The organism is Natronococcus sp. A-GB7 (assembly GCF_029688865.1).
Classification (GTDB): Archaea; Halobacteriota; Halobacteria; order Halobacteriales; family Natrialbaceae; genus Natronococcus.
The window spans coordinates 107,414-129,421 of sequence record NZ_JARUKV010000009.1 but is presented as its reverse complement, the minus strand read 5'-3'; the positions used below and the strand labels follow the sequence as shown (position 1 = coordinate 129,421).

The following is a 22,008-nucleotide window of genomic DNA, read 5'->3' as shown; positions in this document are numbered from 1 at the left end:
TTAGAGAGGAAACAAACCCCGTTTTGATTTGTTCTTAAAAATGGCGTGGCTCGACTGTTACACGGAAGCGGCCGTTCCCGCGTGCTTGCTGGGAGAACCGCGACAGCGAGGATCCAGATCCTGTCTTCGACGACGATTCTCACGGCTCAGGAATTTGTGGGCCGCGCAGGAATCACGGACTCGCTGGGACTGAGCAAACGCTTCGCGTTTGCGAGGTACAGCGAGTCCATTGACTGGAGCGAACGAAGTGAGCGGAAGGAAATGGACTCGCTGGGATGTTGAACTACGCCCAGACGTTCCGGGTCGCTCGCTGCGCTCGCTTCCCGGGCTGCGACTGGTCTAGTTCAAATCCGAGCATCGACGATAATTTGCGCCGCTCGCGAGTTTGCTCGCGGCGCAGAATTATGGACTCGCTGGGATTTGAACCCAGGGCCTCTTCCTTGCGAAGGAAGCGATCTACCACTGATCTACGAGCCCGCGACCGTTTCTACCCGTGGTTTCTACTTGTAGCTTGCGTTTCGGAAACGACGTGGGCCGCGAGCACACGCGACGGGCCTCGAGCCAGACCTCCAACACTCCTGACCTCGAGCCACCCCCGAGACGATCACACACTCGCGTCGGCTCGAGCCCGCCTCGAGGCCACGTCCAGCACGCCGGCCCGACCCGCGAGCAGTCCGAGCAGGAACCCGGTGAAGTGGGCGATCAGGGCGACGCCGGGGGCGCCCGTCGCGATCGTGATCACGGCCGCGAGGACGACGAAGACGGCCACGGCAGCCCATCGGGGGATCTCGACGACCGACGCGAACGCGTCCGAGAGACGGTTGCCTGCGATCAGGTAGCCCGCCAGCGCGAACACCGCGCCGCTGGCGCCGAGCACGGCGGTCGGGTCGCCGACGCCGATCGAGGCGAAGAAGCTACTCGTCACCACCTGCGTGATTCCGGCGAGCGCCCCCGTCACGAGGAAGAACGTGTGAAAGCGCAGCCGCGTCGTCGCGCGGGCGATCGGCCAGCCGAACAGCACGAGCCCGACGCTGTTCGAGAGCAGGTGACCGAGCCCGCTGTGGGCGTAGACGCTGGTGACGATCGTCCAGGGGTTCGCGGTCAGCGGCGGCCCGAGGACGAACAGTCCGGCCATCAACCCGGCGCTGATAACTGCGGCGACGGTCTGGGCGATGAGCACGACCACGAAGATGAGCAGCACCTCGAGGATGGGACCGCCGGAGCGGGAGTCGGTATCGGAGCTGCGGCGCGAACGGGTCACCATACTACCGATATGGGATACGGCGGTAAAAGTTCACGCGGCCTACATTCGCCTGCCACGACGGCACCGCGGCTCACGAGGCGCGAAAAAACGGAAAATCCGCGCTCGAGATCAGTCTTCGAGGACGATCTCGATCGAAACGTCGTTCGGCACCTGAATGCGCATGAGCTGGCGGAGTGCGCGTTCGTCGGCGTCCAGATCGATCAGGCGCTTGTGGACGCGCATCTCCCAGTGCTCCCACGTGGCGGTGCCCTCGCCGTCAGGCGACTTCCGGGTCGGCACCTCGAGGGTCTTCGTCGGCAGCGGGATCGGACCGCTCAGGTTGACGCCGGTGTTGCTCGCGATCTCGCGGACGTCGTCACAGATGTCGTCTAGATCCTCTGGACTGGTGCCCGCGAGTCGAACGCGTGCCTGCTGCATTTATTCGTTGACCTCGAGGACCTTGCCGGCCGCGATGGTCTGACCCATGTCACGGATGGCGAAGCTCCCGAGCTCGGGAATCTCGCTGGACGGTTCGATGCTGAGGGGCTTCTGCGGTCGGATCGTCACGACTGCAGCGTCACCCGACTGGATGAAGTCGGGGTTCTCCTCGGCGACCTCGCCGCTTGCGGGGTCCATCTTTTTGTCGATGGACTCGATCGTACAGGCGACCTGGGCCGTGTGGGCGTGGAAGACCGGCGTGTAGCCGGCCGTGATGACCGAGGGGTGCTGCATGACGACGACCTGGGCCTGGAACGTCTCGGCGACGCTTGGCGGGTCGTCGGCGGGACCACAGACGTCACCGCGGCGGATGTCGTCCTTGCCGATGCCGCGGACGTTGAATCCGACGTTGTCACCGGGCTCGGCCTTGGGGACCTCCTCGTGGTGCATCTCGATCGTCTTGACCTCGCCGCCCACGTCGCTGGGCTGGAAGGAGACGTCGTCGCCGATGTTCATGATACCGGTCTCGATACGTCCGACTGGGACGGTACCGATGCCGGAGATCGTGTAAACGTCCTGGATCGGGAGTCGGAGCGGCGCGTCCGTCGGCGGCTCCGGCTCCGGCAGGTCGTTCAGGGCCTCGAGCAGGGTACGGCCGTCGTACCACGGCGTGTTCTCGGACTCCTCGGCGATGTTGTCGCCCTCGAACGCCGAGATCGGGATGAACGAGGCGCCGTCGGTCTGGAACTGAACCTGCTTGAGCAGCTGGTTGACTTCCTCGACGACCTCGTCGAAGGTGTCCTCCTTGTAGTCGACGACGTCCATCTTGTTGACGCCGATGATCAGCTCGTCGATACCCAGGGTGCGGGCCAGGAAGACGTGCTCCTGGGTCTGGGGTGCGACGCCGTCGTCAGCGGCGACGACGAGGACGGCGTTGTCGGCCTGGCTCGCGCCAGTGATCATGTTCTTGACGAAGTCGCGGTGGCCAGGACAGTCGACGATCGTGAAGTAGTAATCGTCGGTGTCGAACTCCTGGTGGGCGATGTCGATGGTGACACCACGCTCTCGCTCCTCGGCGAGGTTGTCCATGACGTAGGCGAACTCGAATCCGCCCTTGCCCTTCTCCTCGGCTTCTTCGCGGTGCTGTTCGATTACGTGCTCCGGGACGCTCCCCGTTTCGTAGAGGAGTCGGCCCACGAGCGTACTCTTCCCGTGGTCAACGTGACCGATGATGGCCAGGTTCTGGTGGGGTTTGTCTTCGCTCATTGTTGTAGCTCACGCGCAAAGGCGCTTATATCGGTCTCTTTTGCTCGTTGCGGTTAAAACCATTTCGAAAGCGTATTCGGTCGAACCCAACGCCCGCTTGCGGTTTGTGTCTAGTGCACACGGTTCCGACCACGATCGGCGTGTACACGCCGGTCGGGTCGAACTGGATTACGAGCCCGTTACTCAAATAGCTGTTCGGATCCACCTTCCGGACGAACTAGCGGCGTTCGGCGGTACCCGCATCGCCGACGGCGTCAGCAAAGGTTACAGATGATCGAACTCAGCGCTGCACTGCTGTTTATCGTGGCGATCGCCGCGAGCTTTTTTGCCGCGTGGACGATCGGCGCCGGATCGTCCGGATCGACGCCGTTCGCACCGGCGGTCGGCGCGAACGCGATCACGACGCTGCGAGCGGCGTTCGTCGTCGGCCTCCTCGGGTTCGCCGGCGCAGTGTTGCAGGGGGCGGCGGTGACCGAGACCGTCGGCGAGGGACTCATCGAGGGCGTGACGCTGTCGCCGCTCGCCTCGGCGATCGCGCTTACGATCGCCGCGACCTACATCGCCGCGGGGGTGTTCGCGGGGTATCCGATCGCGACCGCGTTCGCCATCACCGGTAGCGTCGTCGGCGTCGGGCTGGCGATCGGGGGCGAACCGGCCTGGGGAACCTACACCGAGATCGGGCTCTACTGGCTGGTGACGCCGATCGCCGTTGCCCCGCCCTCGTACGCGCTCACGCTGCTTCTCCGGGGAACGGCGGTTTCGGAGAAGCGACTCGTCGCCGCGCTCGCGGGGATCGTCGGCGTCGTCGTCGCGAACATGGAGTTTCTCTTCCTCGGTCCGCCGGGCGAACAGGCGTCACTCGCGACGGCCGCGGCGGCGGGGCTTCCTGGCCCGTCCCTCGTCGGCGCAGCAACGGTGACACTCGCCGTCGCCGCTGTCGTCACCTGGATCGTCGCGCGCTCGCTCGAGCGAGATTCCGTCGCGGCACAACGGCGATTCTTGCTCGCACTGGGTGCCCTCGTCGCGTTCACCGCCGGCGCCGGCAAGGTCGGCCTTGCGGTCGGACCGCTGTTGCCGCTCGTGGAGGGGACCGTCCCCGTCGACGCGGTCGTCCCCGTGTTAGTGTTCGGCGGGATCGGTATTCTGCTCGGGTCGTGGATGGCCGCTCCGCGGATGATCAAGGCCCTCTCGCAGGATTACTCCGAACTCGGTCCGCGTCGCTCGATCGCCGTCCTCATCCCGTCGTTCGTCTTCGCCCAGATCGGGATCTTCTTCGGGATACCGATGTCGTTCAACCAGATCTTCATCGGCGCGATGGCTGGCGTCGGCTACGCGGTCGGCGGCGACACCGTAAGCGAGCGAAAGCTGGTGGTGACTGCGGTCGCCTGGATCGGATCGCTCGTCTTCGGACTCGTCGTCGGCTACGGCCTCCAGACCGCGGCGGTCGGGCTCGGCGAACTCCTCTGAACCCGACTCGAAAACGGTTCCCGTGCGTTACTCCTCGAGCGACGGCAGCCGGCCGACGTCCGACAGCACCGCCGTCGCGGTCTCGGGACCGCCCGCGCCCCGGCCGCTGTTGTGGAGGCTGCCCGCGTGTTTGGTCTCGAGCTGGACGATGTTTCGCGTCCCCGTCACCGCGAGCGCGCCGTTTTCGGGGACGAGTCGCGGTCCGACGCGGACACCCTCCCGGGAGGCCTCGCCGATGAGCCGGATCGTTCGGCCGTCCTCGGCGGCGAGCTCGAGCGCGCTCCCGGGAATGTCCTGGATACCCTCGACGGTCGCGTCCTCGAGCGAGAACCCGCCGTCGGCCAGCACGTTCGCCAGGATGACGAACTTCAGCGCGGCGTCGGTGCCGTCGACGTCGAAGGTGGGATCGGCCTCCGCGACGCCGAGGTCCTGGGCCTCCGCGAGGACGTGCTCGTAGTCTAACCCCTCCGCGGCCATGCGCGTGAGGATGAAGTTCGCGGTGCCGTTGAGCACGCCCCGGGCCGCTGTCACCGCCTGGGGCGTACAGTCCTCGATCGTCGACAGCACCGGGATGGCGCCGCCGACGGTCGCCTCGAAGCGGATCGAGCCCGCGCTGTCGGCCTCGAGCGCGCGCAGCTCCTCGTAGCGCTCGGCGACGGGTCCCTTGTTCGCCAGCACGACGTGGTGGTCGGTCTCGAGTGCGCGCTCGACGTGGGTGAAGCCGGGCTCGGCGTCGCCCAGCGTCGTCGGCGTCGCCTCGACGAGGACGTCGTAGTCGGTCTCGAAGAGCGTCGCGGGGTCGGCGGTGCCGACGGACTCACCGCCGGCCTTGCGCTCGAGCGCGCGCTCGACGTCGATCCCGTCGGCGTCGACCGCCGCGCCGCTCGAGTCGGCGATCGCGACGACCTCGTGGCCGTACTCGCCGGCCAGGTCGGCGACCGACCGACCGACGTCGCCCGCGCCGACGATGGCGAGTCGCATCAGGCCTCACCCCCGACCAGCGGCTCGACGACGGTCAGCTCCTTGTCGGTGCCGACGGCGCGAATCGCCTCGAAGACCCGCTCGGCGCGCCCGGAGTCGATCGCGAGTCGGAGTCGCGCGCTCGCGGTCGCGTTCGTTCCCTCTGGGGCCGCAAGCGAGAGGTCCTTGACGACCGCGTCGGCTTCGTCCTCGATCCGCGAGAGCGTCTCCGAGAGGTCGGTCTCGACGAGGTCGCCGACCAGGACGACCGAGAGCTCCTCGCCGTAGTGTTCCGCGCCGGCCTGGATCACGTTGATGCCGGCGTCTCGCAGCGCGTCGACGATCCCGTCGAAGCGCTCGGGCGGGCTCTCGAGGTCGACCTCGACGGGGATGTGGCCCCGCGGCGTGATGTTGCCGCGCTCGTGGTGGATGCTCAGGAGGTTGCCGCCGTTGGCCGAGATCGGCTCGAGCGCGCGGAGCAACTCGCCGGGCTCGTCGACCAGCTCGAGGCGGACGGTGTAGGCGCGTACGCCGCCGTCGGTCTCGGGTTCCTCCTCGTCGGACTCGGGCACGTCAGCCATCGTCGTCACCTCCGAACTGTGGGCGTCCAGGCGTTGTCATACTCTGTGACTCCGTAATGGGCGTGTAAAAGGATATAGGACTTCCCAAAACTCTCCGGCCGTGTCAACAGCCGGCACGGCCGCTCGAGATCGGACTCAGAGGTGGTCCTCGCCGGGGTTCGAGGAGCCCCAGTCGCCCCGCCCGCCCTCGGTGCGGTCGACGCCCATGATCGACTCGGCCTGATCCGGCCCGCCGAGGCTCTCGCGGGCGTCCGGGATGCGAACCGTGACCTCGTCGATCTCGGACCACGTGATCAGTTCGGCCTCGATGTTACTCGTCGTGATGTCGCCGACCGAACACCCCTTGCAGCCGCCGCCGAGTTCGATGATAACCTCGCCGTCGTCGGGGTCGGCCTTCCGAACCGCGCTGGTTCCCCCGTGCATCTGGATGATCGGCATCTCGCGCGTGAGCCACGTCTCGACTCGGTCTTTGAGCGGGTCGTCCTCGGAGTCAGTCATCGCCCGACCTAAGCACTCGAGCGATGAATAGGTTTGGTCCGAAACCCTCACGATCGTTCGATACAGCGCCGACGGACCGATTCCAGTCCGGGCGCGCTCGACGAGTCGAACGCGTCGTCCCGAGCGGCCGCGTTGCCCGCGAGAGCACAACCGCGACTCGCGGCGGGAGGGCTGCTCTCGGCGTTCCTCGAGTTGGGGAGCCGGACCGACGAACGAAACGGCCCAAGAGGCGGCTCGAGCAGTGTTGGTATCGTCCCGACGTCCCGGCACGCGCGGACGACGGCACGCGGGTGCGCCGGAGCCGACTGACGGCGGCCGGCCTCAGCTTCGCATCCGCTCCCTGTCGCCGGTCCCCTCGGTGAGGGCGCTGGCGATCGCCCCCTCGAGGACGACGTCGTCGCCGTGGTCGGTGACCCGGATCTCGGGAACGTTGTTCAACAGCATCTCCGAGACGCGTTCGCGGATCGGGTCGACGACCAGCTCCTCGTTGTACAGGGCGACGGCCCCGCCGAAGGAGACGACGATCGGCGCGAACGACTGGACGACGTTCGTGACCCCGATCGCGTTCCAGTGGGCGAGCTGCTCGATGGTGTAGTCGGCCAGCTCGTCCCCGCCGGCCAGCTCGAAGACGTCCTTCGCGGTGAAATCGGGACTCTCGAGGGGGAGCTCCGTCGAGACGGTCGGATCGTCGTCGGCCAGCAACCGTGCGAAGTCGGGAATGCCGTTGCCCGAACAGTACGCCTCCCAGTGGCCGTCGTGACCGCAGCCACAGGTCAGCCGCCCTCGAGGATCGACGACGCAGTGGCCGACCTCGCCGGCGTTGCCGTCCCAGCCGGCGAGGATATCGCCGTCACAGCAGACGCCGGCACCAATCCCCGAGGAGATCGTAATATAGACCATGTCGTCGGGGTTGCGCGCGGCGTGGAACCGCTCGCCGATGACGCCGGCGGTGGTGTCGTTGTGGAGGTGAACTTCGTCGCTGCCGATGAGCTTCTCGATCGGACCCGTCAGCGGGATGCGGTCGATCGAGTCGGGCAGGTTCGCCGGGTCGATCACCGCCCCCTCCGCGAGGTCGAACGGGCCGATCGAACCGATGCCCGCGGCGACGATCTCCTCGGGCGCGACCCCGGCGTCGCCACACGCCTCGCGAAGCGTTCGAAGGACGCCCTCGGTGACGTCGATTCCGGTGGGGCCTCGCGGCGTCCCGTTGCGACTGATGCCGATCGTCGTCGCGTCGTCGGTCGCGACGGCCGCCCGGACGTTGGTCGCACCGAGATCGACGCCCGCGTAGTAGACCATACTACAGCAGAGCACGGTCGTCGTACTTAACTACCGGTATCTTCACTCGACCCCGAGTAGCGACCGAGGGCAGATCGGGCGCCACAGGTATGTCACGTGAGACCATAGGTAACATATGGCAACCGACGAGTACGACTCCGATCCGGTTCCAGGTGCTGCGCTCACCGATGCGGAGCTCGAGGCGCTCCACGAGGTCGAACTCGGATTCGAGTGGCTCCAGCGCGCCCAGGGCTGTCTGCTCGAGTTCCACCACGCGACGGGCCACGGGATGGACCATCTCGACGACGCCGAACGGCTGCTCAGGGAAAGCGGCCACGACGAGCTCGCCGACGCGATCCGAACCCAGCTACTCCCCCACGGCGTCGTCGACGGTGACCGCTGGTCGTACGACGTCCTCGAGGACTTCCAGGGGACGCTGCTGGCCGAGACGGCCGCGCTCGAGGCCCGCGTCCGGCGGGAGCTAGTCGACGGTCGACGCCACGTTCCCGAGCGACGGCAGGAACGACGGTGGAAGGAACGGGCGGACCGGGACGAGCCGACGGAACGGACCGCGGGCGAGGGCGAGTAGCCGTCCGCCCCGCTCACTCCATCACGTCGAGATCCCGGTAGTACGTGACCGGACAGGGAGCCGCGAGGATGATCTCCTGGGAGACCGAGCCGAGCACCGCCTTCTCGGCCGGTGAGCGCCGGCGTCCGCCGACGACCAGCCGGTCGGCGTCGACCGCCCGCGCCATCTCGACGACCTCGGTGGCCACGTCGCCGAGTGCGCCCCGAACCTCGGTCTCGACGCCAGCCGCCGAGAGACGCTCCTCGAGGTCGGGAACCGGCGCCCGGCGGGCCGCGACCGCGGTGGGGTCGACGTCCTCGACGCGCTCCTCGAACCCCAGATTCTCGCGGAACTCCTCGTACTCCGCCTCGGTGAAGGCGTGACCGATCACGACGGTCGCCTCGAGCGGGGCCGCGATCTCGAGGACGGTCTCGGCGAGTTCCTCGGCCCGGACGGTGTCCATCGGCCCGACTGCGAGCAAGACGGTATCGATAGCCATGCGAGTACGTGTCATTCCCACCCGCTTAACGGTTCGCGATCCCGCAGTCGGTCACCGACGCCGCTTCAGAGGGCGTGGTCGTCGTCAGTTCCGGTGCAGCCGCGACCGCTCCGCGAGTTCGGAGCTCGGTGTAACGAACCGCCTCACTCCTCCGCCTCCTGGCGTTCTCGGACGAACGTTACCGGACACGGCGAGGAGAGCAAAACCTCCTGGGCCGTCGAGCCGAAGACGGCCTTTCCGGTCGGCGAGCGCCGACGACCGCCGACGACGACCCGATCGGCGGCCACTCCGGTCGCCAGCTCGACGATCGTCGAGCCGTGGTCGCCGATATCGCCGCGGACGTCGTAGTCGACGTCCGCCGCCTCGAGTTTCCGGCGCAGGTCCCTGATCGTCGAGTGTCGGGAGGCGACCTCGTCGGGACGGACCTGACCGCTCTCGTCGTCCATCTCGAGGTTCTCGAGCACCTCGTTGTACTCGTCCTGGGTGAAGACGTGGGCCAGAACGACCGTCGCGTCTGCGGGCTGTGCGACTTCGATCACCGTCTCCGCGAGCTCGTCGGTGCGGTCGGCGTCGCCCGGACCGACGGCGAGGAGAATCGTCTGTAGCGTCATATCCGCTCTATGTATCGGTGCCGACTTAAATTCGGGAGTTCGGGAGTGGGTTCCGCGCGCCAGTCGCCGGTTCCGGGTCGCTTTTGCCCGCTGTCGCCGACGAACGCGATATGAACGATCCCGATCTCTCGAACCGGACCGTCCTCGTCACGGGTAGCGCGAGGGGCGTCGGCCGCGAACTCCTGCTCGCGACCGCCGACTGCGGGGCGAAAACCGCGGTTCACTACCACACCAGCGCGGACGCCGCCCGGGAGGTTGCCGAGTCGGCCCGCGATCGGGGCGCGCCGGAGGCGATGACGGTGCAGGGCGACGTCACCGATCCCGAGAGCGTCGACGGGCTCTTCGCGGCCGTCGAGGCCGAACTCGGCGACGTCGACGTCCTCGTGAACAACGTCGGCGACTTCGCGCCCGCCCACTGGGAGGAGCTCGAGTTCGACAGCTGGAATCGGGTGCTCGAGACCAACGTCAACGGCACCTACCTCTGTTCGAAGCGCGCGCTCCCGTCGATGCGGGAGGCCGACTACGCCCGGATCGTCAACGTCGGCTACGCCTCCTCGGAGAAGGGACTGGTGAGCCCGAAGAACTTCCCGTACTTCGTCGCGAAGGCGGGCGTGTTGATGTTCACGCGGATGCTCGCCGCCGACACCCGGGACGACGGGATCACCGTCAACGCCGTCTCGCCGTACGTCGTCGAGAACTCCGACGAATTCCCCGAGGAACTCCCGCGGGACCGCCCCGCGAGCTTCGACGACCTGATCAACCCGCTGCTGTTCTTCCTCGATCCCGACAGTGAGTACGTCAGCGGCGAGAACATCGAGGTCGACGGCGGCTGGCTTCCCGAGACGGTGTGAGAGAGGCGACCGTTAGGGACGGCGCTTTTTCGGCGGGCACCGCTCTCTCGAGGTATGGTGCTTCCCGTTGCGATGGGGTGGCGACAGCTCCTCTTTGCGAACTGGCCGGTCGATCCGGAGGTCGTCGACGCCAGCCTGCCGGACGGGCTCGTCGCCGACACGCACGACGGCCGGGCGTGGCTCTCGGTCGTCCCCTATCTGAACGTCGCCGTCCGGCCGCGGGGACTGCCCGCCCTCGCAGGCTTCGAACTGCCGGAACTCAACCTCCGGACGTACGTCCGGTGTGACGGCAAGCCGGGGGTCTACTTCTACAGTCTGGACGCCGAGGGCGTTCTCGGCGTCGTCGCCGCACGCCTCGCTCATCGGCTGCCGTACTACAACGCGAGCGTCGAGATGGAGCGAACGGGCGAGCGAGTCGTGTTCTCGAGCGAGCGTCGCCATCCCGGCGCGCCCGACGCGATCTTCGCGGCAACGTACGAGCCCGTCGGCGAGGCGTTTGCGCCAGAGCCGGGGTCGCTTGCCGCCTTTCTCACCGAGCGGTACCGGTACTACACGCCCGGTCACCGCGGGGGGCTGCGCTACGCCGACCTCTCCCACGAGCCGTGGACGCTCCAGCCGGCGACCGCCACGTTCGAACGAAACGGGCTGTTCGAGGCGAACGGGTTCGAGACGCCAGAGACGTCGCCGGTCTGTTACTACGGGGCGGGCGTCGACATCGTTTCGTCACGAAACCGGCCGTGGACCGGCCCGACGAACACCGGTTGAGCTAACCCGACGGCGCGAGTGAACTCGATCATGACCGATACGGCACGGGTGCAAGCGATCCACGTCGCCGCCGAGCAGGGTGAACCGACGACGGCGCGCGAGCGCGTTCGGGCGCTCGCCGGACGCGGGCTCGAGGGCGACCGCTACTGTCTCGCCGACGCCGAGGCGGGAGACGAGCCCGACGAGCGTGCGGGAGGCACGTTCGCCGACCGAGAGGGCAGCGATCTGACGCTGATCGAACGCGAGGCACTCGAGGCCGTCGAGCGAGACTACGATATCGAACTCGAGCCGGGCGTCCACCGGCGAAACCTGACGACCGAGGGGGTCGCGCTGAACCACCTCGACGGGGCGCGGTTCCGGGTCGGCGACGTCGTCTGCGAGGGCGTCGAGCTCTGCGAGCCCTGTTCCTATCTCGAGCGCCACCTCGCCGAAGACGGGGTCCGCGAGGCGCTGGTCCACCGCGGCGGGCTCCGAGCGCGAATCCTCGAGGGTGGCGTCCTGACGGTCGGCGATCGGCTCGAGGCGCTCTGAACCGGAGCCGCGGGCTCGCACACGTTCGGTCGGCTGGTCTCCGGGCGCGCCGTGACCAGCCGAATCGGGGCGACAACGCGAAGGTACATTGCCGCGCGGTCCCAGCACTCGCCCGATGAACGAACCCGGCGTCCAATCGCTGATGGACCAGGAGACGCTCGACGAACGGGTGCAGACCGGCGACGCTCCGGACTGGGTCGTCGCCCACTGGCGGTCGTTCCGAGACGGGTTGCTTGGCGAGCGAAACGGGACCCCGTTTCCCTGCTTTTTCGGCGCGGAATCGGTCCAGCAGGGTGAGCCGCTGTACACCGCGGTGCCGTCGATGTCCGACGCCGACGCCCTACTGACGCTGCGCGATCGGATCCTCGAGTACCTCGAGGTCTACCGCGAGCACTCGCCGCGAGCCTCGCTGGTGACCTTCTTCGAGCCGCCCGAGGAACCGCTCTCCGAACGGGAGTACCACGAGACGTTGTGGCACATCTTGCAGACGCTCCATCTCCACGATCCCGAGCCCTGGCCCGAGGGGATCCCGACGGATCCCGACGACGAGCGCTGGGAGTTCTGTCTGGGTGGTGAGCCGATGTTCCCGACCTGTCGAGCGCCGTTCTACGACGAGCGCAAGAGCCGCTATTGCCCGATCGGGCTCGAGGTAACGTTCCAGCCCCGCGCGCTGTTCGAGAACCTCGGCGTGACGGCCGACACCCACGCGGGCCAGCAGGCTCGCGACGTCATCCAGGACCGCCTCGAGGGGTACGACGGCGTCTGTCCCCACGCCGATCTGGGCGACTGGGGCGTCGAGGGCGACCGCGAGTGGCCCCAGTACATGCTGACGGCCGACGACGCCCAATCGCCCGATGAGTGTCCGATGACGGTCACTCGAGATCATCCGAAACCCGGTGCGCAACTCCCATGACCGACAGGGCAAACGAAAGCGACGGGGAGCCCGCACTGATCCTGATCGACCTTCAGGACGGGTTCGACGATCCGACGTGGGGAACGCGGAACAACCCCGACGCGGAACAGCGTGCGGCCGAACTGCTCGAGGCCTGGCGCGAGGCCGACCGTCCCGTCGTCCACGTTCGCCACGACTCGAGCGAGCCGGCGTCGCCGCTGCGGAGCGACGGGCCGGGCTTTGCGTTCAAACCGGAGACGGCGCCCGCGGAGGGCGAGCCGACGTTCGAGAAGTCGGTCAACAGCGCCTTTATCGGGACGGGCCTCGAGTCCTGGCTCCGGGAGCACGGGCTCGAGCGGCTCGTCCTCGCCGGGCTCACGACCGACCACTGCGTCTCGACGACGACCCGGATGGCCGAGAACCTCGGCTTCGAGCCGACGGTGGTCGCCGACGCGACGGCGACGTTCGACCGCGAGTTCGACGGCGACGCGTTCGACGCCGAGACGATCCACCGGACGGCGCTGGCCCAGCTCGAGGGAGAGTTCGCGACGGTGGCGACGACGGCGGAGCTGGTGGCCGAACTCGACTGACGATCAGACGGTGCCGATCCCCTCGGCCGCCGCGATGATCGCGAGCGTGGCGACGAAGCCGACGAACGCGCCCGCGAGGAGCTCGGGCCGGCCGCGGTTCTCGAGGTCGGCGCCCGCGGCGATGCCAGCCGGGAGGAACTCGACGACGACGAGATAGAGCAGGGCGCCGGCCGCGACGCCGAAGCTCAGCGCCAGCAGCCCCTCGAAGGTCGTGACGAAGACGTAGGCGACGACGGCGCCAACGGGCTGTGGCAGCCCGGAGAAGACGGCCCAGCCGACGACCTTCCAGCGGTTCATCCCGTAGGCGATCAGCGGGATCGCGATCGCCAGCCCCTCCGGAACGTTCAGAATCGAGATCGCGATCGCCATAAAGACCGCGAGCGAGGGGAGCGCGAGCCCCGCGATCTCGACGACACCGTCGGTCGGATCGGCGAACGAGACGCCGACGGCGATCCCCTCCGGAATACTGTGAATCGTCAGGACTGCCACGGTGAGGACGACCGTCCGGGTATCGACGTCGGAGACGGCGTTCGGAGCGAACTCGTAGCCGTCGATGGCGCGGTCGGCGAGGGCGACGAATCCGATCCCGACGAGCGCGCCGAGCGCGACGGGACCGACGCCGCCAGCGGCGAGTCCCTCCGCGAGCAGCCCGAATGCGGTCGCCGACAGCAGGATACCGGTAGCGACGCCCCAGAGGACGACGAGCCAGCGGTCGCGGATCTCCTCGAGGACGAAAAACGGGAGCACGCCGAGTCCGGTCGCGAGACCGGTGACGAGTCCGACGGCGAACACGAGCGAGAGATCGGAGAGCGGTGACATCGGGCGGGAGGGAGTACGAATGCGGGCGGTGAGCGGAGGGCTGGTACCGAGTTACTGACGGAGTTTGTCGACGAGCGGGAGGTCGGGAAGGTCGACGCCGAACTGTTGGCGTGCGAACCTCGCGAGCATCGGGACGTCGTTGGCGCTCAGCAGCTTTCGGATGGCGAGTGGGCTCCCGTTGTTCGCCCGCGCCAGCGTCTCCTCGTCGAGACGCTCGAGGTCGGCCATGAACTCGTCGTACCGGTCGTTGTCCGCGAGATAGAGCAGCCGGGTCATCAGCTGTCGCTTCCTGACGTTCGGTGCGACCTTCTTGTGCCACAGCGAGTCGTACACCTCGAGGTTCTCGGCCGTGGGTTCGACGTTGCCGTGTTTGAGACAGCTATCCGTGGCGGCCGCGGCCATCCGACCGGACTGCATACACGTGTGGATTCCCTCGCCCCACAGCGGGTCGACCGTCGGCACGGTGTCGCCGATGGCCATGAACCGATCCGTGTGAATCTGATCCGGCGGCTGGATGTGAGCCGAGCCGCGGTGTTGTTTGCCCTCGATGCGCTCGGCGTTTCGGAACCGCGGGTCGGTGTCGAGCCAGTGAGAGAGGTAGTCGTCGATGCCGAAGTCGTCCCGGGCGTACGTGCTGTGACTGCCGTTCTGGATGTAGCAGACGCCGACCTTGGCGGTGTCCTCGCCCGTGTGGAAGATCCAGGAGTAGCCGCCGGGCGCGATGTTGTGATCGAGTCGCAGCATCATCGCGTCGTGGAGGTCGGCGAAGCCGGGCCGATCCATCTCGATTCCCTCGAGTTCGTACTCGATGCCGATGGCGTGGTTCTTGCGTTCCAGATCGCTAACGCCGAGCTTCTTGGCGATCGGCGCGGCCGGCCCCGTCGCGTCGACGACGATCTCGGCGTACACCTCCTCGTCGCCGTTGTAGGTGACGCCGACGGGTTCGCCGTTCTCGACGATCGGTGCGGTGGCGCGTGCGTCGAAGCGGTACTCCGCGCCCTCCTCCCGACCGTCCTCGACGAGAAACCGCTTGAAATCCGCAAACTCGAGAACGGCACCGGGCTGGTTCTGGACGTAGTGGTCCGTCGGGGACTCGAGGACGACCTTGTCGGTGTACTGCATCACGACGTCGTCCGGGATCCCGAAGGAGGCCATCATGGAGGGGAACGTGCCCGCGGTGGACTTGTTGCTCTGGCGCGGGAACTCGTCTTCCGCCTCCGTTTCGAGGACGACGACGTCGTAGCCTCGGACCGCGAGGTCGCGAGCACACTGGGCACCGGCCGGCCCGGCCCCGGCGACGACTACATCGTAACGCTCGTTCATAGTGCTGAAACTGTCTCGCCCCCTAATGAGTTTGTCCAAGCAGTTGCGTCCCCGGCCAGCCAACGGAACCACGACAGGACGGTGGGTTCGACGCGGCTCGAGGACGCGGGCAACGGAAGCGGTCTGAAGGACGGGCCGTCAACCCGAGCAACGTCGAGACGGGGTCCGTCACTCGCTGTACCCTTCCTGCACGAACGTCCCCTCGGTCTCGTAGATCGAGACCAGTTCCTCGACGAGCTCCTCGGGGGACTGGCCCTCGTCGCAGTGGCTGTCGAGTCGATCCTTGAGTTCGTCGCTGATCTCGAGGGTGTGAGTCATGTGTGGTCGTCGGTCGTACTCCCCGGTCCGCAGTCAAATAGTTCTGGGATGCGTGTGCAGCCGTCGGTAGAACTGAGTGACTGCGCGAAGGGGCGACCCCAGCCGGCACGAGACGGCACCGCGATTATCCCCCCTCCGGAGAAAGGTAGCGTATGGTAACGACACTGTCCGATGACGACGTTGGGAAGAAAGTGATCGACGCGGAAGACAAGGAGCTCGGTATCGTCGCGAAGGTCGAGGACGGTCGGGCCTCGGTCGATCCGAACCCGAGCGTCGCAGAGCACCTGCTCGCGAAGATCGGCGTTGAGGGCGAGGACGACGAGGACTACCTCGTCACCGAGAGCATGGTCGATCGAGTCGACGACGACACGATCGTCCTGCAGGGCGACATCTAAAACCCGCACCCGCTTCCGAAACGGCCGCGTTTTCGGCCCGCAGTCGAACGCCTCGAGGACCGGCTTCGCCTCGAGCGTCAGGAGGGATGCTGGTGGCTGAGTCGTTCGGCGACGACGTTCGGTACCGGGGTGTTGCAGTCCTTGCACTTCCAGCGGCGGCGCACCCCGCTTCGGTCCTCGACCATGTCCTGTCTGAACCGCAGCGTCGCGCCACAGGTACAGCCGTGGGTCGTCGGGGACATACCCGAGTGTTCGGGCGCTCGGCTCAAAGATCCACTGGTCGGTCAGACGGACCGCTGTAGCTCGTTGCCGGTGATCGTTGTCCCCGTCCGAGCAATCACCGATAACACGCTACACCGATCGGTATCACTCCTCGTCGCTGGCCTCGAGTGCGGCCTCGCAGAGCGTCTCCCGCTCGTCGAAGTACGCCGGCGCGTCGGCCTCGGCCTCGAACTCGACGATCCGGTTCAGCGCCTCCTGTCCGTCGTCGACCTCCGTCTGGAGGTCGGCGGCCAGCTCCGTGTAGCCGGCCGACAGCTCCTGGAACGCCTGGATCCGGGCCTGCTTGGCGTCGACGAGCGCCTGTTTCTCCTCGAGGTCCCGTCCGGCGGCCTCGAGGTCATCGACGTCGGTCCCGTCGGCGGGCCCGGTCGCCGACGGCGGTCGCTCGGTCCGCGGGGTGTCGTTCGACCGCTCCTCGAGCTCCGAGCGCAGCTCGGCCAGCCGCTCGTCGATCTCGTCTAACAGCGCGTTTGCCTCGTCGGTCATCGTTTCGACCCGCCCGGACAGCAGGCCCGCCTGAGTGTGACAGTACTCGACGAACTCCGAGACCGACGGGGGCGCTTCGGTGTCGTCGCTCATATCGGACCCGTTCGTGCTTCCGACCGAAGTCAGTTCGGCTCCCGAGATAGCCGAATGTTACCACACCGCGCCGTGTTGGGCTTTCAGACGGGTTAAGTTCCTCCGACTCCTGACTTGGGTATAATGATTCGTCCGTCAGCGCGACCACCGTTTCACGCCCGTCTCCGGAGGGCTCTATGAGTCGGGATACGATCGAGGTTCGCGGCGCCGAGGAACACAACCTCAAGGACATCGACGTCACGATCCCCCGCGAGGAGTTTACCGTCGTCACAGGCCTGTCGGGCTCGGGGAAGTCCTCGCTGGCGTTCGAGACCGTCTACGCGGAGGGGCAGCGACGCTACATCGAGAGCCTCTCGGCGTACGCTCGGAACTTCCTGGGCCAGATGGACAAACCGCAGGTCGAGACCGTCGAGGGGCTCTCCCCGGCGATTTCGATCGACCAGAAGAACGCGGCGAACAACCCCCGATCGACGGTGGGGACCGTCACCGAGCTCCACGACTACCTCCGTCTGCTCTACGCTCGCGTCGGCACCCCCCACTGTCCCGAATGCGGTCGGGAGGTCGGCGAGCAGTCGGCCCAGAACATGGTCGAGCGCATCCTCGAGCTGCCCGAAGGGACGAAAGCCAAGCTCGCGGCCCCCGTCGTCCGCGACCAGAAGGGCGCCTTCGAGGACCTGTTCGACGAACTCGTCTCGGAAGGGTACTCTCGGGTCGAGGTCGACGGCGAGGAACACGACCTCACGCTCGAGAAACCAGATCTCGACGAGAACTTCGATCACACGATCGACGTCGTCGTCGACCGCGTGAAGGTCTCGACGGAGGCCCGCCCGCGGATCATCGACAGCGTCGAGACGGCCCTCGAGGAGGCCGAGGGCGTCCTGAAGGTCATCCTGCCGGACGCCCCCGAGGCGGTCGCCGCCGAACTCGGCGAGGAGTCCCGCCAGACGGGTGCGCTCGGCGACGAAGACGAGGCCGACGACCGCTTCGTCGTCGAGTTCTCGAAGGATCTAGCCTGTACGCACTGCGGGATCGACGTCCCCGAGATCGAGACCCGGTCGTTCTCGTTCAACTCGCCCCACGGCGCCTGTCCCGAGTGCGAGGGGCTGGGCGAGACCAAGGAGGTCGACGAGAACCTCGTCGTCCAGGACACCTCGAAGCCGCTCAAGCACGTCTTCGAGGCCTGGAGCTACAACCGCTCGTACTACAAGACCCGACTGGACGCCGTCGCCGACCACTTCGACGTCTCGCTGACGACCCCCTTCGAGGAACTCGAGGAGGACGTCCAGCAGGCGTTCCTCTACGGCACGAGCCGACAGGTGCTGTTCAAGCGCCAGACGAAAAACGGCACCCGCCGGAAGAAAAAACGCTTCGAGGGCGTCATCCCGAACCTCGAGCGACGCTACCTCGAGACCGACTCCGACTCGACCCGCGAACACATCGAGGACTACATGTCGGTCACGGAGTGTCCCGCGTGTGACGGCACCCGCCTGAAGCCCGCCTCGCGGGCGGTGCTGGTCGACGGCACCGCGATCACCGAAATCAACGCACAGAGCATCGGCGACGCCCGCGACTACTTCGAGGCGATGGAGGCCGACCTTACCGAACGCGAGCGCGTGATCGCCGAGGAGATCCTCAAAGAGATCCGCGCCCGTCTGGGCTTCATGTGCGAGGTCGGACTCGAGTACCTGACCCTCGATCGCGAGGCCGCCACGCTCTCGGGCGGCGAGAGCCAGCGGATCCGGCTCGCCACCCAGATCGGTTCCGGTCTCGTCGGCGTGCTGTACGTCCTCGACGAGCCCTCGATCGGGCTCCACCAGCGCGACAACGACCGACTGCTCGACACCCTCGAGGAGCTTCGCGACCTCGGAAACACCCTGCTCGTCGTCGAACACGACGAGGAGACGATGCGCCGGGCCGACAACGTCATCGACATGGGGCCCGGTCCCGGGAAGCGGGGCGGCGAGGTCGTCGTCAACGGCTCCGTCGACGAAGTCAAGGCCTGCGAGGAGTCGATCACCGGCGACTACCTCTCCGGCCGCGAGCAGATCCCGGTACCCGACGAACGGCGCGACGCGGACGGCGCACTGACGATCCGGGGGGCCCGCCAGCACAACCTCGCCGACCTGGACGTCGATCTCCCGCTCGGCAACTTCACCGCGATCACGGGCGTCTCCGGCTCCGGGAAGTCCACCCTGATGCACGACGTGCTGTACAAGGGCCTCGCCCGACAGATGAACGATAACACGAGCGTCATTCCGGGCGACCACGACGGCCTCGAGGGTCTCGAGGCGATCGAAACCGTCCGACTGATCGACCAGTCGCCGATCGGCCGGACCCCGCGATCGAACCCGGCGACGTACACGAACGTCTTCGACTACGTCCGGGAGCTGTTCGCCCAGACGAAGCTCTCGAAACAGCGCGGCTACGAGAAGGGCCGATTCTCGTTCAACGTCAAGGGCGGTCGCTGCGAGGAGTGTGGCGGTCAGGGCACGGTGAAGATCGAGATGAACTTCCTCTCGGACGTGTACGTCCCCTGCGAGGAGTGCGACGGCGCCCGCTACAACGACGCCACGCTGGACGTCACCTACAAGGGCAAGACGATCGCAGACGTCCTCGATATGGAGGTCGAGGAGGCCTACGACTTTTTCGAGTCCTCGAGCCAGATCCGCCGTCGCCTCGAGCTCCTCAAGGACGTCGGCCTGGGCTACATGACGCTCGGCCAGCCCTCGACGACGCTTTCCGGTGGTGAGGCCCAGCGGATCAAGCTCGCCGAAGAGCTGGGGAAGAAGGACTCGGGCGAGACACTGTACCTGCTCGACGAGCCCACCACGGGACTCCACCACGAGGACGAGCGCAAGCTGATCGACGTCCTCCACCGCCTGACCGACAACGGCAACACCGTCGTCGTCATCGAACACGAACTCGACCTCGTCAAAAATGCGGACCACGTCATCGACCTCGGACCCGAGGGCGGTGAGCACGGCGGCGAGATCGTCGCCACCGGCACCCCCGAGGAGGTCGCCCGCCTCGAGGACTCCCATACCGGACGGTATCTGCGGGACCTGCTCCCGAAGGTCGACCTCGACGGACCCCGCGGCGAGCGCGTCGAGCCCGTGACGGCGCCGATGGACGACGACTGAGACGGTTTGCTGTACCGATGTACCGGTGCAACCGTAGGCGGGTCGCGGTTGCACCGGCAATGACTTACTAGAGCGTCTGGGATGGGCGGTACGCGATCGGAACCGTTACCAGCCCGATCACCCTACGCTCGCGGACGAATGAGCGATCGAAAGGACCGCCTCCGACGGGGCTTTCTCGGCGTCGGCGTCGTTACGCTCGTCCTCGCGCTGGGGATCGTCGCCCTCGCGGGACCGACGCCCGTGACGGCGGCGCTGTTCGGCTGGCTCGCGGTCGGCGGCTGTCTGCTGGTCGCCGCCGCCGTCAGCGAGCGGCTCGCGGGCGTCGGCTGGCCCCGCATCGGCGCCGTCGGCCTGGCGGTGCTCGCGCTGGGCGCGACGACGCTCGGGTTCGTCCAGCTGCTCGCCGGCGCCGGCGGCTGGACCCTGCTCAACGGCCTCGTCATGCTGATCGTCGGACTCGTGCTCGTCTTGCTCACCCTCGAGTGCTGGCTCGGCGGCGTCGGGATGGACCCGGAGACGTTCGCCGTCGACTGACGCGAACGGAACGGATTTGATCGGGGCGACTCGAGCCATCGTATGGGCTCGGACGACCGGTGTCAGATGGGGGGCTGCACGCGAGCGGCCGACAGGACGATGACGTTCAGGAGTCACGAGGATATCGACGTCTGTGCGACCCACTACCGGCGCAACGTCGCGATCAAGTACGGCGTGCTGGTCGCCCTCTCCGTCGTCCTCGCCGGGCTCGGACTGGGGGTCTACTGGCTGTTCGTCTGATCGACGGGCCGACAGTTCCGGGGGAACCTTTCTGCGCCTCGAGCGCCTCCGCTCGGGTATGACGACCGTCTACGCCGCGCTGCGCGATCGGTTGCTCGTCTGCGAGGACGGAGCCGGGGAGTGGACGACGACCAGTCGACTCGAGGGACACGACATCGAGTGTCTCGCCGCCTCCCAGGGCGCTCCAGAGCGGGTGTTCGTCGGCACCTTCGAGAGCGGCCTCCATCGCTCGACGGACGACGGTGACTCCTTCGAGTCGCTCGAGACCGAGTTCGTTCCCGAGCGCGAGTCGGGGTACGGTGGCGCCGAGAACCTCGAGAGCGCCGCCGTCACGGCGGTGACGATCAGCCCCCACGATCCCGACGTCGTCTACGCCGGCACCGAGCCGAGTCGGATCTACCGCTCGAGCGACGGCGGCGACTCCTGGGCACACCTCGAGGGGCTGACCGACCTTCCCTCGCCCGACAGCTGGTTCTTCCCGCCCAGACCCCACACCCACCACGTCCGCTGGCTCGAGGTCGACCCGTTCGATCCCGAGCGACTCTACGTCGGGATCGAAGCGGGGGCGTTCGTGTTGAGTACGGACGGCGGCGAGAGCTGGCGAGAGCGTCCGCCAGGATCGCGTCGGGACAACCACAGCATGGCGACCCACCCCGATCGAGAGGGACTCGTCTACTCGGCCGCGGGCGACGGTTTTGCAGTTTCGACCGACGGCGGCGAGTCGTGGGACCACCCCCAGGCGGGCCTCGAGCACCGCTACTGCTGGAGCGTCGCGTCCGATCCCGGGGACCCCGACGCGGTGTTGGTCTCGAGCGCCAGCGGCGCGGGCTCGGCTCACACCGCGAGTTCGGCGGAGTCGTACGTCTACCGCAGTTCGGGCGGGAAGCCCTGGGAGCGCCTCGAGGGTACTGGACTGCCCACGGGCGAGGGGGTCGTCCGCGCCGAACTCGCCGCCGGGACCGAGCCGGGGGTCGTCTACGCCGTCAACAACCGCGGCCCGTTCCGAACCGCGGACTTCGGCGACTCCTGGGACCGCCTCGAGGTGGCGTGGCCGGAGAGCCTCGAAGCGCAGGCGCCCCGAGGGCTAGCGGTGCTCGAAGCGTAGGTCGTCGTAGTCGCCGCCATCGGTTCTCCGTTCGAGACTGTCGGTGCGGTGCGCGGCGATGTGCGTGCATCGGCTCGAGTCGACGTCCGAAAGAGACGGATCGGAAACCGCTAACTCGAGGTAATGCCCGAAAGATACCGTTGCTTATCGTGGGCACGCGGGATTTCCACACCCTCCCCAGCCGATTCCTGCTTACGGGCACGCGGTGCCCGTTCGCATGGTTCGCGGAACGCCG

The 22,008-nt window shown here is 67.2% G+C and carries 26 protein-coding genes and 1 tRNA gene; 12 read left to right on the top strand and 15 right to left on the bottom strand.

From position 1 onward, the window contains the following. Positions 1–405: 405 nt before the first annotated feature. From QA609_RS10260 to tuf, 4 genes are all read right to left on the bottom strand, one after another. Positions 406–477: transfer RNA gene (locus QA609_RS10260), tRNA-Ala, on the bottom strand. A 127-nt stretch (positions 478–604) separates the two neighbouring features. Further along, the gene (locus QA609_RS10255; RefSeq protein ID WP_278302512.1) at positions 605–1,264 is read right to left on the bottom strand and encodes a rhomboid family intramembrane serine protease; all 660 of its coding nucleotides are present in this window, start codon (positions 1,262–1,264) and stop codon (positions 605–607) included. 108 nt (positions 1,265–1,372) lie between these two features. Continuing rightward, a complete protein-coding gene (gene rpsJ / locus QA609_RS10250) occupies positions 1,373–1,681 on the bottom strand; it encodes a 30S ribosomal protein S10 (RefSeq protein ID WP_005552865.1) in 309 nt (102 codons plus the stop codon). Continuing rightward, a complete protein-coding gene (gene tuf / locus QA609_RS10245) occupies positions 1,682–2,947 on the bottom strand; it encodes a translation elongation factor EF-1 subunit alpha (RefSeq protein WP_278302511.1) in 1,266 nt (421 codons plus the stop codon). 270 nt (positions 2,948–3,217) lie between these two features. Between tuf and QA609_RS10240 the strand changes: the two genes are divergently transcribed. Then, positions 3,218–4,414 (top strand): inorganic phosphate transporter, encoded by a 1,197-nt coding sequence (locus QA609_RS10240; protein WP_278302510.1) that lies wholly within the window; start codon positions 3,218–3,220, stop codon positions 4,412–4,414. A gap of 27 nt (positions 4,415–4,441) precedes the next feature. Here the strand turns inward: QA609_RS10240 and QA609_RS10235 are convergent, their stop codons facing one another. The 4 genes from QA609_RS10235 to QA609_RS10220 all read right to left on the bottom strand — a co-directional run bounded on the left by QA609_RS10235 (position 4,442) and on the right by QA609_RS10220 (position 7,752). Beyond that, on the bottom strand, positions 4,442–5,395 hold the full coding sequence (locus QA609_RS10235) for a homoserine dehydrogenase (protein ID WP_278302509.1): 954 nt from the start codon (positions 5,393–5,395) through the stop codon (positions 4,442–4,444). Beyond that, on the bottom strand, positions 5,395–5,955 hold the full coding sequence (locus QA609_RS10230) for an amino acid-binding protein (protein ID WP_278302508.1): 561 nt from the start codon (positions 5,953–5,955) through the stop codon (positions 5,395–5,397). The genes QA609_RS10235 and QA609_RS10230 overlap by 1 nt, the downstream gene beginning before the upstream one ends. A gap of 135 nt (positions 5,956–6,090) precedes the next feature. After that, on the bottom strand, positions 6,091–6,453 hold the full coding sequence (locus QA609_RS10225; RefSeq protein WP_278302507.1) for a NifU family protein: 363 nt from the start codon (positions 6,451–6,453) through the stop codon (positions 6,091–6,093). A gap of 321 nt (positions 6,454–6,774) precedes the next feature. Next, positions 6,775–7,752 carry an ROK family protein gene (locus QA609_RS10220; RefSeq protein ID WP_278302506.1) on the bottom strand — a complete coding sequence of 326 codons (978 nt, stop codon included), beginning with the start codon at positions 7,750–7,752 and terminating at the stop codon, positions 6,775–6,777. 115 nt (positions 7,753–7,867) lie between these two features. On the opposite strand from QA609_RS10220, the gene QA609_RS10215 reads away from it, so the two are divergent. Further along, the gene (locus QA609_RS10215; protein ID WP_278302505.1) at positions 7,868–8,320 is read left to right on the top strand and encodes a hypothetical protein; all 453 of its coding nucleotides are present in this window, start codon (positions 7,868–7,870) and stop codon (positions 8,318–8,320) included. A 13-nt stretch (positions 8,321–8,333) separates the two neighbouring features. On the opposite strand, the gene QA609_RS10210 is transcribed toward QA609_RS10215, so the two are convergent. Together QA609_RS10210 and QA609_RS10205 are read right to left on the bottom strand one after the other, a co-directional pair. After that, complete coding sequence (locus tag QA609_RS10210) at positions 8,334–8,798, bottom strand: universal stress protein (RefSeq protein WP_278302504.1); 465 nt, start codon at positions 8,796–8,798, stop codon at positions 8,334–8,336. Positions 8,799–8,941: 143 nt separating this feature from the next. After that, complete coding sequence (locus tag QA609_RS10205; protein WP_278302503.1) at positions 8,942–9,409, bottom strand: universal stress protein; 468 nt, start codon at positions 9,407–9,409, stop codon at positions 8,942–8,944. A 110-nt stretch (positions 9,410–9,519) separates the two neighbouring features. On the opposite strand from QA609_RS10205, the gene QA609_RS10200 reads away from it, so the two are divergent. From QA609_RS10200 to QA609_RS10180, 5 genes are all read left to right on the top strand, one after another. Further along, complete coding sequence (locus QA609_RS10200) at positions 9,520–10,260, top strand: SDR family NAD(P)-dependent oxidoreductase (RefSeq protein WP_278302502.1); 741 nt, start codon at positions 9,520–9,522, stop codon at positions 10,258–10,260. Positions 10,261–10,314: 54 nt separating this feature from the next. Continuing rightward, the gene (locus QA609_RS10195; protein WP_278302501.1) at positions 10,315–11,025 is read left to right on the top strand and encodes a DUF2071 domain-containing protein; all 711 of its coding nucleotides are present in this window, start codon (positions 10,315–10,317) and stop codon (positions 11,023–11,025) included. Between the two features lie 30 nt (positions 11,026–11,055). Further along, positions 11,056–11,556: an MOSC domain-containing protein gene (locus QA609_RS10190; protein WP_278302500.1), complete on the top strand. Its 501-nt coding sequence runs from the start codon at positions 11,056–11,058 to the stop codon at positions 11,554–11,556. A gap of 115 nt (positions 11,557–11,671) precedes the next feature. After that, the gene (locus QA609_RS10185) at positions 11,672–12,469 is read left to right on the top strand and encodes a YqcI/YcgG family protein (RefSeq protein WP_278302499.1); all 798 of its coding nucleotides are present in this window, start codon (positions 11,672–11,674) and stop codon (positions 12,467–12,469) included. Then, positions 12,466–13,038 carry a cysteine hydrolase family protein gene (locus QA609_RS10180; protein ID WP_278302498.1) on the top strand — a complete coding sequence of 191 codons (573 nt, stop codon included), beginning with the start codon at positions 12,466–12,468 and terminating at the stop codon, positions 13,036–13,038. The genes QA609_RS10185 and QA609_RS10180 overlap by 4 nt, the downstream gene beginning before the upstream one ends. Before the next feature lie 3 nt (positions 13,039–13,041). Here the strand turns inward: QA609_RS10180 and QA609_RS10175 are convergent, their stop codons facing one another. The 3 genes from QA609_RS10175 to QA609_RS10165 all read right to left on the bottom strand — a co-directional run bounded on the left by QA609_RS10175 (position 13,042) and on the right by QA609_RS10165 (position 15,498). Beyond that, positions 13,042–13,857: a ZIP family metal transporter gene (locus QA609_RS10175; protein WP_278302497.1), complete on the bottom strand. Its 816-nt coding sequence runs from the start codon at positions 13,855–13,857 to the stop codon at positions 13,042–13,044. Positions 13,858–13,908: 51 nt separating this feature from the next. After that, positions 13,909–15,180 (bottom strand): digeranylgeranylglycerophospholipid reductase, encoded by a 1,272-nt coding sequence (locus QA609_RS10170; protein WP_278302496.1) that lies wholly within the window; start codon positions 15,178–15,180, stop codon positions 13,909–13,911. 168 nt (positions 15,181–15,348) lie between these two features. Then, the gene (locus QA609_RS10165) at positions 15,349–15,498 is read right to left on the bottom strand and encodes a hypothetical protein (RefSeq protein ID WP_278302495.1); all 150 of its coding nucleotides are present in this window, start codon (positions 15,496–15,498) and stop codon (positions 15,349–15,351) included. Positions 15,499–15,650: 152 nt separating this feature from the next. On the opposite strand from QA609_RS10165, the gene QA609_RS10160 reads away from it, so the two are divergent. Continuing rightward, positions 15,651–15,893: a hypothetical protein gene (locus QA609_RS10160; RefSeq protein WP_278302494.1), complete on the top strand. Its 243-nt coding sequence runs from the start codon at positions 15,651–15,653 to the stop codon at positions 15,891–15,893. 77 nt (positions 15,894–15,970) lie between these two features. On the opposite strand, the gene QA609_RS10155 is transcribed toward QA609_RS10160, so the two are convergent. Further along, the gene (locus QA609_RS10155) at positions 15,971–16,135 is read right to left on the bottom strand and encodes a hypothetical protein (protein WP_278302493.1); all 165 of its coding nucleotides are present in this window, start codon (positions 16,133–16,135) and stop codon (positions 15,971–15,973) included. Positions 16,136–16,259: 124 nt separating this feature from the next. After that, a complete protein-coding gene (locus QA609_RS10150) occupies positions 16,260–16,754 on the bottom strand; it encodes a hypothetical protein (RefSeq protein ID WP_278302492.1) in 495 nt (164 codons plus the stop codon). Positions 16,755–16,930: 176 nt separating this feature from the next. Between QA609_RS10150 and uvrA the strand changes: the two genes are divergently transcribed. The 4 genes from uvrA to QA609_RS10130 all read left to right on the top strand — a co-directional run bounded on the left by uvrA (position 16,931) and on the right by QA609_RS10130 (position 21,773). Continuing rightward, positions 16,931–19,894, top strand: a complete 2,964-nt coding sequence (uvrA, locus tag QA609_RS10145) for an excinuclease ABC subunit UvrA (protein WP_278302491.1) — start codon at positions 16,931–16,933, stop codon at positions 19,892–19,894. 138 nt (positions 19,895–20,032) lie between these two features. Next, positions 20,033–20,428, top strand: a complete 396-nt coding sequence (locus QA609_RS10140; RefSeq protein WP_278302490.1) for a hypothetical protein — start codon at positions 20,033–20,035, stop codon at positions 20,426–20,428. Between the two features lie 42 nt (positions 20,429–20,470). After that, positions 20,471–20,668 carry a hypothetical protein gene (locus QA609_RS10135; protein ID WP_278302489.1) on the top strand — a complete coding sequence of 66 codons (198 nt, stop codon included), beginning with the start codon at positions 20,471–20,473 and terminating at the stop codon, positions 20,666–20,668. A 58-nt stretch (positions 20,669–20,726) separates the two neighbouring features. Further along, positions 20,727–21,773, top strand: a complete 1,047-nt coding sequence (locus QA609_RS10130; protein WP_278302488.1) for a hypothetical protein — start codon at positions 20,727–20,729, stop codon at positions 21,771–21,773. The last annotated feature ends 235 nt before the right edge of the window (positions 21,774–22,008 follow it).